The organism is Onishia taeanensis, assembly GCF_013349955.1.
GTDB lineage: Bacteria > Pseudomonadota > Gammaproteobacteria > Pseudomonadales > Halomonadaceae > Onishia > Onishia taeanensis_B.
Map to the genome: position 1 here is coordinate 101,515 of NZ_JABVXC010000007.1, position 12,015 is coordinate 113,529.

General features: G+C 61.7%; 10 protein-coding genes. 9 read left to right on the plus strand and 1 reads right to left on the minus strand.

Annotated features, from left to right (window positions below):
* Window positions 1–24: 24 nt before the first annotated feature.
* The 4 genes from HUS66_RS10210 (at window position 25) to HUS66_RS10225 (ending at window position 3,581) form a co-directional block, all read left to right on the plus strand.
* Window positions 25–1,014: an NUDIX domain-containing protein gene (locus HUS66_RS10210; RefSeq protein WP_175070806.1), complete on the plus strand. Its 990-nt coding sequence runs from the start codon at window positions 25–27 to the stop codon at window positions 1,012–1,014.
* Window positions 1,011–1,763, plus strand: coding sequence for a histidine phosphatase family protein (locus HUS66_RS10215; RefSeq protein WP_175070807.1), 753 nt, complete (start codon window positions 1,011–1,013; stop codon window positions 1,761–1,763). The genes HUS66_RS10210 and HUS66_RS10215 overlap by 4 nt, the downstream gene beginning before the upstream one ends.
* A 121-nt stretch (window positions 1,764–1,884) precedes the next feature.
* Window positions 1,885–3,240, plus strand: coding sequence for a metallophosphoesterase family protein (locus tag HUS66_RS10220; RefSeq protein WP_175070808.1), 1,356 nt, complete (start codon window positions 1,885–1,887; stop codon window positions 3,238–3,240).
* A 65-nt stretch (window positions 3,241–3,305) separates the two neighbouring features.
* Window positions 3,306–3,581, plus strand: a complete 276-nt coding sequence (locus HUS66_RS10225; protein ID WP_175070809.1) for an amphi-Trp domain-containing protein — start codon at window positions 3,306–3,308, stop codon at window positions 3,579–3,581.
* A gap of 55 nt (window positions 3,582–3,636) precedes the next feature.
* Here HUS66_RS10225 and HUS66_RS10230 read toward each other — a convergent pair whose 3' ends face one another.
* Entirely contained in the window at window positions 3,637–6,780 is a 3,144-nt protein-coding gene (locus tag HUS66_RS10230; protein WP_175070810.1) for a transglycosylase domain-containing protein, read from the minus strand.
* Between the two features lie 366 nt (window positions 6,781–7,146).
* Here HUS66_RS10230 and HUS66_RS10235 point away from each other — a divergent pair, with 366 nt between their 5' ends.
* The 5 genes from HUS66_RS10235 to HUS66_RS10255 all read left to right on the plus strand — a co-directional run bounded on the left by HUS66_RS10235 (window position 7,147) and on the right by HUS66_RS10255 (window position 11,930).
* Complete coding sequence (locus HUS66_RS10235; RefSeq protein ID WP_175070811.1) at window positions 7,147–7,425, plus strand: peptidylprolyl isomerase; 279 nt, start codon at window positions 7,147–7,149, stop codon at window positions 7,423–7,425.
* A gap of 517 nt (window positions 7,426–7,942) precedes the next feature.
* A complete protein-coding gene (locus HUS66_RS10240) occupies window positions 7,943–8,149 on the plus strand; it encodes a DUF6494 family protein (protein WP_175070812.1) in 207 nt (68 codons plus the stop codon).
* Between the two features lie 43 nt (window positions 8,150–8,192).
* Window positions 8,193–10,136 carry an ABC transporter ATP-binding protein gene (locus HUS66_RS10245; protein ID WP_175070813.1) on the plus strand — a complete coding sequence of 648 codons (1,944 nt, stop codon included), beginning with the start codon at window positions 8,193–8,195 and terminating at the stop codon, window positions 10,134–10,136.
* 109 nt (window positions 10,137–10,245) lie between these two features.
* Window positions 10,246–11,172: an ABC transporter ATP-binding protein gene (locus tag HUS66_RS10250; RefSeq protein ID WP_175070814.1), complete on the plus strand. Its 927-nt coding sequence runs from the start codon at window positions 10,246–10,248 to the stop codon at window positions 11,170–11,172.
* Window positions 11,169–11,930 (plus strand): ABC transporter permease, encoded by a 762-nt coding sequence (locus HUS66_RS10255; protein WP_175070815.1) that lies wholly within the window; start codon window positions 11,169–11,171, stop codon window positions 11,928–11,930. Before HUS66_RS10250 ends, HUS66_RS10255 begins: the two co-directional genes overlap by 4 nt.
* The last annotated feature ends 85 nt before the right edge of the window (window positions 11,931–12,015 follow it).

Consider the following 12,015-nt stretch of genomic DNA (forward strand, 5'->3'; position numbering starts at 1 on the left):
CGGCAACCGATACATCGAGAGCTCATGCTGCTGCGGCACGGCAAGTCGGACTGGTCGCAGCCGGTAGCGGATGAGCAGCGGCCCTTGAAGAAGCGTGGCAAGCTCGGTGTCCAGCGCATGGGCGCCTGGCTGGCCCAGCAGGCGCAAGTGCCCGAGGCGGTGCTGGCCTCCCCGGCGCTGCGGGCCAGGGTCAGTGCCGAGAAATGCCTCAAGGCCATGGGCGAGACGACCGATGGCCTGGAAATGGATCCGGCCCTCTACCATGGAGCGCCAGAAACGCTGGTGGCGCGCATCGCCCGCACGCCGGACACCATCCAGCGCCTCATGCTGGTGGGACATAAGCCGGATCTTGAAGATTTGCTGCACTATCTGTTGCCCGAGCCACCGGCGCTGGCAAGTGACGGCAAGCTATTGCCTACCGCCAGTCTCGTCCGTCTCGCGATCGATGGTTCCTGGTCGCAGCTCGCCCCGGGTGCCGCTCGATTGTTGGATATACGTCGGGCGCGGGAGCTTCCCAGGCACTTTCCCTTTCCATTTCCCGATGGCCCCGAGCGTCGTGAGCGTCCAGCCTATTACTATGTCCAGTCGGCGGTCGTGCCCTATCGGGTGCACCAGGGACGGCTCGAGGTGCTGGTGATTGGCTCGAGCAGCAACCGCCATTGGAGTCTTCCCAAGGGCATTGCCGAGCCGGGGCTGAGCCTGGAAGCCTCTGCCCGCAAGGAGGCCCTGGAAGAGGCCGGCATCGAGGGAGACATCGATGCTGCGGCGCTGGGTTACTATCATTACCGGAAATGGGGCGGGTGCTGCGAGGTTACCGTCTTTCCCATGCGCGTCACTCGGGAATTGGCCGACCAGGCACTTCAAGAACCGCAACGGGCGCGGCAATGGATGCCGGCCGAGCAGGCGGCCGAATGCCTTCGCCAGCCAAGCCTCGGTGCCATGGTGCACGAGCTGTCGAGCCGTCTTGCTTCAGCCGCTGCTGAAGCATCCCCGGCCAAGAGGCCCTCATCATGACTCAGCGCCGATCCAGTCACCGGCCACCCCGACTGTTGGCCGCCTTGGTACGCCACGGTGACTACCATCAGCTTCCCGACACCCCCAGCGCTCACCAGCCTTTCCCCCTGACGTCGGACGGGCGTGAGCAGGCCACGCGAGCAGGGGGCGAGCTGCGTGACATGCTGGATACCTTCGGCTGTGACCTGGCGCCACAGATCGACAGCTCGAATCTGCTGCGAGCCTGGCAGACGGCCAGCCTGATTCAATCGGTCCTGGCAGAGGGGCGGCACGGCGTATCGGTTCACGGCTTCGATGCTCTGGCCGAACGTGGTTTGGGCAGTGCCGCCAATCTAAGTGCCGCGCGGATCGAAGCGGTCATCGCCGAGGACCCACGCTTTTCATGCTTGCCGGCCAACTGGAAGTCGGACAGCCATTTTCGCTTGCCCCTGCAGGGGGCGGAATCGCTGATGGACGCCGGGGAGCGGGTCGCAAGCCACTTGACGGCGCAGATACAGGCGTTGCTACGACACGGCGAAGGTCACAGAGAAGGTCACGGAGAAGCTGATGTGCTGAAGATATTCGTGGGTCACGGCGCGGCGTTTCGCCATGCGGCCCATCATTTGGGGGTGCTTGCCTTCGATGATATTGCCCGATTGAGCATGCACCATGGCCGGCCGGTCCTGCTGGAATATCGTCAGGAACAGGGCTGGCGTCATATCGCAGGCGAGTGGAAGGTGCGTCGACAGCACGCGCAGTTCCGTGATTGAGCCTGGCTGTTCTGGGCTTCTGGCAGATCGTGAGCATGGCCGTGCTGGCTGATGGCTGGCGTCATGCCTATGTCATAAGCGCGTCATACCCTTGATGGCATTTTCAAATGGGAGCCGGATCATGGCGAATCAATACGCTGACGCAGTGCTTCCACGCTATAAGGGCAAGCGCTGGATTCCCGAGGGGTTGCCCAGCACGGCTGAACCCTGGCTGCTTGGCGGCGAACGTGCGGCAAGCGATGTGCACCGCCATCGGCACGATTTCTCGCAAGTGATGGCCCATGCGGCTTCAATGAGCCCCTTGAAGTGGCCGAAGCGTCCCGTCTACTTTGTCTCGGACCCCCATGCGGATGCCGCTGCCTTTACCGCCTCTCTGGTGGCGTCCGGCGGGGTGAAGAAGACCGGCCCCGAGGATAATGATTTCAAGCTGACCAAGCGCGGCCGCAAGGGCCTGTTCGTGATTGGCGGCGACTGTCTCGACAAGGGGCCAAGCAACCTCGAACTGCTGCGTAGCGTCAAGGCGCTCTTCGACAGTGGGGCGCGGGTCAAACTGCTGGCCGGCAATCACGACGTGCGCCTGCTGATGGGCTTGCGTGCCCTCGAGGAGCCTCGCTCACCCCAGACCGAACACCTCTTCGTGCGCATGGGCAGCAAGGTGGTACCGTTATTGCGCGAGATACACGATACCTACCTCAAGGATCGCAAGAAGCCGTTGAAAGGCATCCCGAGCGCTGAGGAATGTCGGCGGCGGCTGTTTCCCTCGGATAACTGGTTCGAGACGTTTCCCCCTCAGGCCGGCCGGCTGATGCTCGAGCGAAACATCGAACGTGAGCTCTCGCGGATGCGCAAGAAGGTCGACTCCTTCGAAGAGGCCTGCCAAAAGGCGGGGCTTTCCATGCGTGAGGTCTATGCCACGGCCCTGGAGGCAAAGGCCCAGTTCATGCACCCCAAGGGGGATTTCGCCTGGTTCTTCCGGGCCATGCAGTTGGCCCATCGCGAAGGCTCCTTTCTGTTCATCCACGCCGGCCTCGACGATGGCATCACTGAAGTGATCGAGAACGAAAGCGTCGAGTACCTGAACCGGATGTACGATGATCAGATCAAGCATGACCTTTTCGAGTTCTACTACGGCACGTTGGCTAACACCATGCGCACCAAGTACCGTAAGGTCGACTTGCCGCTGACCCGCCAGGGCGTAGACCGCGCCTTCCGGCTGGGAGTACATGCCATCGTGCATGGTCATATCAATCGCACCACCGGGCAGCAGATCATGCTCAGGCAGGGCATGATGCATATCCAGGGTGACATCACCCTGGATCGGAATTCGCGACGCAAGGAAGGCCTCGAGGGTCACGGCATGGGCGTCACCATCATTCATCCCGATGGCAAGATTATCGGCATCAGCAACGACCATCCCCACGCCAAGGTGTTTGAGCCGGCTCGCCACCTCTCACCAGCAGCGATGCTGGATGCCTGACGAGCTTTACTTGGCCTCGGTATCTTGGACCCCGCCTCATTCATCGCAAGGAATCGATTCACTCCATGGACACTGAGAAGACTACGTTCAGACATGAATCCCTGCAGAGCATCAAGGGACTTCAGGAGATCCTGAAGTCGATCACCAAGGGGCTGGCCAAGGGCGTCCTGTCATTTTCCGACGAAGAAGGTGAGATTCATCTGATGCCCAAGGGACTGCTCAATCTCAAGGTGACGGTGCGCAAGGAAGACAGTCATCACCGCTTGGATATCCGCATCTCCTGGCAGGACGCTAGACCGCAGGGCAAGAAGCAGCTCCAGGTCGGCCACGACCGAAAGTAACAAGGCCTTCACTAACCTTTGCGGCCAAAACGCAGCGCCTGGTTCGATTCCTCGTTCAGGCATCTTTCCGGCTAAGCTCCCCCGCCATCATCAGCGGTGCAGGCGTTGGGCGACAGCCCTGAGAACCCGCGGGCATCAGATAAGCAGCCAGCATTGGCTGCATGCTCTTGAGCACCTGAACCGGTAGCGATGAGGTGAAGCGGTAGTCCTCTGCCTGGCCGCCCAATACATAGGCGGTGAGGGTGCCGAAGTGGCGGTCGCCCAGAAAGAACACGAAGGTCGCGGTGCGGTTGCGTGCTCGGGAGTCGGTCACCTGACCGGTTCGAGTCACCGTTTCTATACGGTTGTCGCCGGTGCCGGTCTTGCCACCTACCGTCATGGGGCTGCCATCCGGCAGGAGGAAGGTGCCGGCCAGTCGCCGGGCGGTACCCGCCTCGACCACGCCGATGATGCCGTCACGCAGCACGGCAGCCACTTCCGGTGCCATCACCCTGACGCCGGGTGTCGAGCGGGAGAAGCGCGTCTCGAAAGGGGTGTCGGTGGCGAAGTGCAGGCCGTCGATGCGTATCGTGGGTTTGCGCACTCCTTCATTGAGGATGATCCCCATCAGTTCGGCGAGCGCCGCCGGGCGGTCCCCTGAGCTGCCGATGGCGGTAGCAAGCGAAGGTACCAGCTGTTCGAAGGGATAGCCGAGCAGGGCCCAGCGCCGGTGCAGGTCATCGAAGGCTTCCACTTCCAGCATGCGCCGGATGCGGCTGTCCCGTGCCTGGCGGTGTCGGGTGCGGACCAGCCAGGCATAGCTCTGCTGGCGCTCCTCGATGCTGGCCAGCATCACCTCTTCGCGGCTGGCATCGGGGTGAGTGCCTAAATAAGCTAGCAGCCATAGCTCCAGCGGATGGACACGGCTTAAATAGGCGCGGTCGTTAAGGGAGTAACGGTCGGGGGCGTACTGCCAGTAGAGCGCGTCCAGCTTCTTGTCATCCAAGACCTGATTATCCGCACTGTCGGCCGATAATGTCTCGCGCAGCAAACGGCGAAATTCATCGGCAGTTTGCTCGGGCATCAGGTAGCGATACGCTGCGGCCAGCCGCACCGGGGTGGTATGAATGTGACGAAACAACCGCACCAAGCGGGCCTTGGCATCAAGCGTGTGATAGCGCTGCCAGAAGCGGTCGAGGAATATCCGTCCCTCCTGGTCGGCGAAGCGCGAGATATAGAGGTCACGACGTGGGTCGCTATCATCTTCCAGCAGGCGTCGGTTGTCCGGATTGGCATAGACGTGATGGTTGACCAGGTCACGCAGCAGTCGCACGAAGGGCAGGTTGATGGACTGGTGCAGCGCATGCTCGAGGGTGGGGCGTCGGCCATTGTCCTCGCGGCGGAAATTCGTGAAGGTATGAATTCCCCCGCCGGTGATGAAACGCTCGTAAGGGCTCGCCGAGTAACGACGCTGCATGGCCGCCTCGAGCAGTGTCTTCAGCGGCAGATCCGGGTCGCGGATCAGTTGGTCCACCACCCAGCGCAGCAGAGCATCACGGCGATCGACGTCGACGCGGAGAAGCGCCTCTCGAGGCTGCCCGCTATAGCGTTCATGCAGCTCGGCAATGATCTCGAGATAGCTCGCCAGTACTCTCAGCTTCGCCGTTGAGCCCAATTCCAGCTTGCTGTCCTGATTGATGTCAAAGGCGGTGCCGTTGGTGTCGGTCTGCACGCGCACCTGAAAGCCCTCATCGCTGCGCTCGAAGAGCGTGAAGCTGTAGCGCACCCCGGCGGCGGTCTCGGGTCGATCGAGTAGATGATGGCCGAAAAGACCCGCCTCGGCCGCAGCCGAGGGATCTTCGAGCCGCTGTAGGTATGCGCTGACCCTGTGCTGAAGGTCGGCGTTGAGGGTCGTGGAGGCTCTCAGGTCAAGCCGATCAAGCTCGTACAGTGAGACATCGAGCAAGGAAGCCAGCCGCCCGCGAGCCAGGCGCAGCCCCTTATCGGTATCGACCCGCAGCGAGACGGGGGCTGACTGGAAGTCGCGGAAATCGAGCGACTGGGCAAGGGCTGCATCGCGCAGCTCGGGGTCGATGAGCCCTTGCTCGGCCATCAGGCGCAGGTAGGAAGCGCTCAGTTCGGCCAGGTCGTCATGGCCTGCCCGCAAGTAGTGTGATGGGCGCCGCTGGGCGATCATCAGGGCCACCACTTGCCGAAGGGCCTGGCCGCGGGCGGCCAGAGCCGCGGCGCCAGTCTCATTCGATGCCAGTGCCAGGATGACGTCATCGAGCTCGGCGCCGAACCATACCCAGAGACCATCGCCCAGGCCAAGCACTTCTCCATAGCCCGGTGCGGCGGATAGCGGCACCGAGTTGAGGTAGTCCAGCGCCACGTCCTGACGGGCGGTCAGTGTCTCGGGGCCTTGACGGTAGGCACGCACGCTGGCGGATACCATCTGTCTCAGCTTCTCCTGGGCTGACATCGTCAGGCCGCCTGGGGAGTGGCGGTACTTCTCGAGCTGGGTGGCGAGGGTGCTGCCACCCGACGACTGGCCCGGCAAATTGATCGCTTCACCGACCTGAGAAACGGCGGCGCGGACAAAGCGTGGCCAGTCCACGGCCGGATTGGCGTAGCGATATTCGTTGTCGAGTAGATCCCGGTTTTCGATGAACAAGAGGCTCTTGAGCACCAGTTCAGGCACCTCTTCGAAATGGGCGAAGTGGCGCTGCGGATTGGCAAAGTGGTGCATCGTCTCGCCACGACACTCCGTGAGCGCGAGCCCTGCCTGGGTTTTCTCGCGGTAGGGCACGAAGAAGCCGCGGTTGGCATAGTCGAGCAATGCCGGCGACATGCGCACTTGCTGACTGACCTCGAAGCCGCGTTCTTCCAGGCGTTGCTGCCAGTGCGGCAGACGGGTGTAGCCCAGGCGCTCGTCGAAGGGACCATGACGGGGAAAAACAAGGCGGTCGCTGGAACCATCCGCCAGGGTGTAGCCAAGCCGCTGAGCGTATTCGGAAATCTCCCGGGCCTGCCAACGCGATGAGCGTGCCTCGTTGACCAGCATCAGGGTCATGATCGTCAAGGCGACTAGCGTGGTCAGCAGCCATAGCCAGCGAAACCAGTGGATTCTGGGCTCAGGGGATGTCGGCAAGGGAATCAGTGACGCCTCGTGCAGGAAAATATCACGATGCGGGTGGGATGGTGCATGACGGTCTCCCATTGGCCAACTCCTGGCGAGGCGGCGTCCTTGTCTTTCATCGCATTCCTGAGTAGCTACTGCTATAAGCGTAGTTGGCGTGGAGTGAGCAGACTACATTTTGATACCAAAACAATGTTTCCTGGCAACAATGGAGATAGCGCGACAGGCCGGAGCCACGGCGGCGCTTTTTTATCGCGCCTAGCCATCTGTGGCCCGGACATATGGCGTCTGGACCGGTGGTGTCTGGATCGGTGGTGATTCATTCGATGAAGCGCGAAGCGGGCGATGAGCCGGTGTGCTGACTCGGGAGGCGCCTAAGTGGTGTCATGATGGTATTCTTGTCGGGATACCAACCACTGCCAAGCGGCAAAAACAGGAGAAACGAAGATGGCAAAAGCCACGGCGCGGCATATTCTGGTCGACAGTGAAGAGAAGTGTGAGGCTCTGAAGGCTGAGATCGAAGGCGGTCGCGATTTCGCCGAAGTCGCCAAGGAAAATTCCAGCTGTCCGTCGAGCCGCCAGGGCGGTGACCTGGGGTCCTTCGGCCCCGGCCAGATGGTGCCTGAGTTCGACAAGGTGGTGTTCAGCGGCGAATTGAACAAGGTGCACGGCCCGGTCAAGACCCAGTTCGGGTATCACCTGCTGGAAGTCACCAGCCGCAGTTGATTGGCGCGGGATAAGTGACAAGAAGCCGTGCGCGGAGCCTATCCACGCACGGCTTCTTTGTGTCTGGTCTCTCGAATGCCATGAGTGAATGACGATAGGGCAATCGACCAGAGGGAGCCGTACTGACAATGACTCAGCCAAGGGTCGCAATGAAGAGGGTGATGGCAACAACTGCCCGCTACTGGTAGCACCGGCTGGTGGAGGCGGCCGGGCTGTCGACCTGCTAGGCGCTTGTCCGACGCCGAAGCGCTGACGCTACGTCTCGGCGATGATCGATGGTGGTGATGAATCGTTGGTGATGACCGTTGGTGATGAATAGCGACGATGAGCGTGGATAGTAGCCCAACCTGGTTGGCCAGGCGCGACACCATGGGGCGTGCTATAACGGCAGTGGCTTATCTGGCCAGCGTGGCATTTCTGGATCAGCGCCATGCAACAGCGTCAGTCGAGCTGGCGAAGCGCATTGACCAGCGATGGTCTCGCCTTGCCTTGTGGTCCATCACTCAGGAAGCGCATCATGAACGAAGAAACCTTCAATCTCAGTGTTCGCAAGTTTCTCAAGCAGGTCGGCATCAACTCTCAGCGCGAGATCGAGCAGGCCGTGGATCAGGCCATTGCCGAGGGGCGCATCCAGGGCAACGAGACCTTCGCGGCCAAGGCGACGCTCGAGATCGCCGGCCTCAAGCTGAAGGTCGATGTGGACGGCCAGATCACGCTGGAGTGACGTGCGCTAACGCGCCAATCACGGCCAACCGTCGAGGGGAGCCATGTTTCGTTTTTTCGAGTCGCTGATCGACCCCTATCCCGGGGCCGTGCCGGAGACGCCACCCCGGCGACTGTTGGCCTTTCTGTTTCACTATTCGCGACCACTGTTGCCGCTGCTGCTGGCGATGACGCTGCTCGCCGCGCTGGTGTCCGTCGTCGAGGTGGTGTTCTTCGCTTTCATGGGCGAGCTCGTCGACTGGCTGGCTCAGGCGGACCGGGCGAGCTTCTTCGCCGACCATGGCGGGCGCCTGCTGGGCATGGCGGCACTGGCGCTGGTGGCCTTCCCGCTATTGGTGCTCGGCAAGTCGCTGGTCACCCACCAGAGCCTGTTCGGCAATTACCCGATGCGGGTGCGATGGCTGGCCCATCGCTACCTGCTTGAGCAGAGCCTGCCGTTCTTTCAGGACGAATTCGCCGGACGGGTCTCGCAAAAGGTCATGCAGACCGCACTCGCCATCCGCGAGACGGTGGTCAAGCTGATGGACGTCTTCGTCTATGTGGTGGTCTATTTCACCGGCGCCCTGATACTGGTAGGGCGCAGCGAAGCCTGGCTGATGGCCCCGCTGGTCATCTGGCTTTGCGGCTATCTGGTACTGATGCGCGTTTTCGTGCCACGTCTCAAGCATATCTCAATGGCTCAGGCCGATGCCCGGGCCCAGATGACCGGCCGCATCGTTGACAGCTATACCAACATCCAGACCCTCAAGCTGTTCGCCCATACCCAGGCTGAGCAGGCCTATGCGCGCGGTGCCATGGACGGCTTCATGGCCACGGTTCATCGCCAGATGCGGCTGGTCACCCAGTTGACGGTCACCCTGCAGACCCTGAATTCGTTGCTGCTGGTGTCCATGGCAGGGGTCGCCATTCTGGCGTGGCACCAGTCGCTGATCTCGCTGGGGGCCATCGCCGTTGCCATCGGCCTGGTGATGCGCCTGCGCATGATGTCCGACTGGATTCTATGGGAAGTCGCCGGCTTGTTCGAGAATCTCGGCACCGTGCAGGACGGCATCAACACCATTGCCCAGGCCCAGGCCGTCAGCGACGCTCCCGGTGCGCCGGAGCTGAGCGTTGAGCGGGGCGAGGTCCGCTTCGACAAGGTGACCTTCGCCTATGGTCATGGCCCTCAGGTCGCCAGTGTCAACGCGACCCAGGGCGCCGCCCGGGAAGCCGCCGTCTTCGACGAGCTATCGTTGACGCTTCGCCCGGGAGAACGAGTGGGGCTGGTGGGATCATCCGGTGCGGGCAAGTCGACTCTGGTCAACCTGTTGCTGCGCTTCTTCGACATTGATGCAGGGCGCATTCTGATAGACGGTCAGAATATCGCCGGGATAACCCAGGCCTCGCTGCGCCGTCAGATCGGCATGGTGACCCAGGACACCTCGCTATTGCATCGCTCGATTCGCGACAACATTCGCTACGGTCGTCCGGATGCCAGCGAGGAAGAGATCATCGACGCGGCCAGGCGCGCCCATGCGGATACCTTCATCCGTCAGGCCTCCGATCCTCAGGGCCGCACCGGCTACGACGCCCATGTCGGCGAGCGCGGTGTCAAGCTGTCCGGCGGTCAGCGTCAGCGCATCGCCATCGCTCGAGTACTGCTCAAGGATGCGCCGATTCTGGTGCTCGACGAGGCCACCTCGGCGCTCGACTCAGAGGTCGAGGCGGCGATTCAAGAACAGCTCTATGCACTGATGGAGGGCAAGACGGTGATCGCCATCGCCCATCGACTCTCGACCATCGCCATGCTCGATCGGCTGGTGGTCATGGAACAGGGGCGTATCGTCGAGTCTGGTACTCATCACGAGCTACTCGCCCATGGCGGTACCTATGCCGGCCTCTGGCAACGCCAGTCAGGTGGTTTTCTGGGGCTCGATGCCCCCACAGAGGCCGCACCGCCCAGCACCGGCGATGCGACAGCCGCCGAGCTGTCGACGGACCCTGACTGAGTGGAGATAACGCCTCAACATGGATTCAACCAGCCGCCAAGGAGAGCCGCACCCATTGACTTCACCCCGACCTGCATCCTCGTCCTTACCTTCAGAGCAGAATGCTGCCATGCCGTCGGCGATCAGCGTCACCGGCCTGTCCAAGACCTATGCCTCAGGGTTCCAGGCGCTTACCGGTGTCAACCTCGACGTAAAGGCCGGGGAGATATTTGCCCTGTTAGGCCCCAATGGTGCCGGCAAGACCACGCTGATCAGCGTTATCTGCGGCCTGGTCAACCCCACGTCGGGGGCGGTGCTGGTCGATGGCCATGACAATATCCGCGACTATCGGGCGGCCCGGGCGAGGATCGGCCTGGTGCCTCAGGAACTGACCAACGAGGCCTTCGAGACGGTGTGGAATTCGGTAAGTTTCAGCCGTGGGCTCTTTGGCAAGGCGCCCGATCCCGCTCATATCGAGCGGGTGCTGCGCTCGCTGGCGCTGTGGGAAAAGCGCAACAACCGCTTGATCACGCTTTCCGGGGGCATGAAGCGGCGAGTGTTGATCGCCAAGGCACTGTCGCATGAGCCGAAGATCCTGTTCCTCGACGAACCCACTGCGGGTGTCGATGTCGAGCTACGACGCGAAATGTGGGAGGTGGTGCGTGGCCTGCGCGAGAGCGGGGTGACCATTATCCTCACCACCCATTACATCGAAGAAGCCGAGGAGATGGCTGATCGCATCGGCGTGATCCAACGCGGTGAGATCATCCTGGTCGAGGACAAGCAGACCCTGATGCGCAGCCTTGGACGCAAGCAACTGACCCTGGAACTGCTCGAGCCGCTGGTCTCGCTGCCCAATGCATTGTCTGACTATCCGCTGACGCTTTCCGACGACGGCCATGAGCTGGTCTACCGCTATGACACTCAGCAGGAGCATACCGGCATCGCTGGCATGCTCGAGGAACTCAGGAAGGCCGGCATTCAGTTCAAGGACCTGCATACCGAGCAGAGCTCGCTCGAGGACATCTTCGTCAGCCTGGTAAGGGAGAACCCATGAATCTTCGCGGCATGGCGGCCATTTACCGCTCGGAAATGGCCCGCACCCGGCGCACGCTGCTGCAGAGTATCGTCTCGCCGGTGCTCTCGACGTCTCTTTATTTCGTGGTGTTCGGCTCGGCGATCGGCTCGCGGATCACCGAAGTGGCAGGGATCAGTTACGGCGCCTTCATCGTGCCGGGCCTGATCATGCTGATGCTGCTGACCCAGAGCGTCTCGAATGCCTCCTTCGGGATCTTTTTTCCGCGCTTCTCGGGCAGCATCTACGAGCTGCTCTCGGCGCCGGTGTCCTATATGGAAATCGTGATGGGCTACGTAGGAGCCGCAGCCAGCAAGTCGATTCTCCTGGGGCTGATCATTCTGGGCACGGCGGGGCTCTTCGTCCCGCTCCAGATCGCTCACCCATTCTGGATGCTGCTGTTTCTGGTGCTGACGGCGTTTACCTTCAGTCTGCTCGGTTTCATCATCGGCATCTGGGCCGAAGGCTTTGACCGGCTGCAACTGGTGCCGCTCTTGGTGATCACGCCGCTGACCTTCCTTGGCGGCACTTTCTATTCCATCGACATGCTGCCGCCGTTCTGGCAAGGCGTAACGCTACTCAATCCGGTCGTTTATCTGGTCAGCGGCTTTCGCTGGAGCTTTTATGGCGTCGGCGATGTCAGCCTGGCGGCGAGCCTCGCGGTGGTGGTGGCCTTCCTCGCCGTCAGTCTCGCGGTGGTCAGCTGGATGTTTCGCAGTGGTTACCGGCTCAAGCCCTAGGCGGCTGGCCGGTTTCTGAACTTCCCCGCCGGGCTGCCGGTCGCAATCGTGAAGGGCGCGATGAAGCCCTCTTATCAATCCTAGG

What these genes read in the sequence shown, in the direction of transcription:
- HUS66_RS10210 (WP_175070806.1), top strand. Translation starts at nt 25, where the DNA reads ATGCTGCTGCGGCACGGCAAGTCGGACTGGTCGCAGCCGGTAGCGGAT.
- HUS66_RS10250 (WP_175070814.1), top strand. Translation starts at nt 10,246, where the DNA reads ATGCCGTCGGCGATCAGCGTCACCGGCCTGTCCAAGACCTATGCCTCA.
- HUS66_RS10240 (WP_175070812.1), top strand. Translation starts at nt 7,943, where the DNA reads ATGAACGAAGAAACCTTCAATCTCAGTGTTCGCAAGTTTCTCAAGCAG.
- HUS66_RS10215 (WP_175070807.1), top strand. Translation starts at nt 1,011, where the DNA reads ATGACTCAGCGCCGATCCAGTCACCGGCCACCCCGACTGTTGGCCGCC.
- HUS66_RS10225 (WP_175070809.1), top strand. Translation starts at nt 3,306, where the DNA reads ATGGACACTGAGAAGACTACGTTCAGACATGAATCCCTGCAGAGCATC.
- HUS66_RS10230 (WP_175070810.1), bottom strand. Translation starts at nt 6,780, where the DNA reads ATGGGAGACCGTCATGCACCATCCCACCCGCATCGTGATATTTTCCTG.
- HUS66_RS10245 (WP_175070813.1), top strand. Translation starts at nt 8,193, where the DNA reads ATGTTTCGTTTTTTCGAGTCGCTGATCGACCCCTATCCCGGGGCCGTG.
- HUS66_RS10255 (WP_175070815.1), top strand. Translation starts at nt 11,169, where the DNA reads ATGAATCTTCGCGGCATGGCGGCCATTTACCGCTCGGAAATGGCCCGC.
- HUS66_RS10220 (WP_175070808.1), top strand. Translation starts at nt 1,885, where the DNA reads ATGGCGAATCAATACGCTGACGCAGTGCTTCCACGCTATAAGGGCAAG.
- HUS66_RS10235 (WP_175070811.1), top strand. Translation starts at nt 7,147, where the DNA reads ATGGCAAAAGCCACGGCGCGGCATATTCTGGTCGACAGTGAAGAGAAG.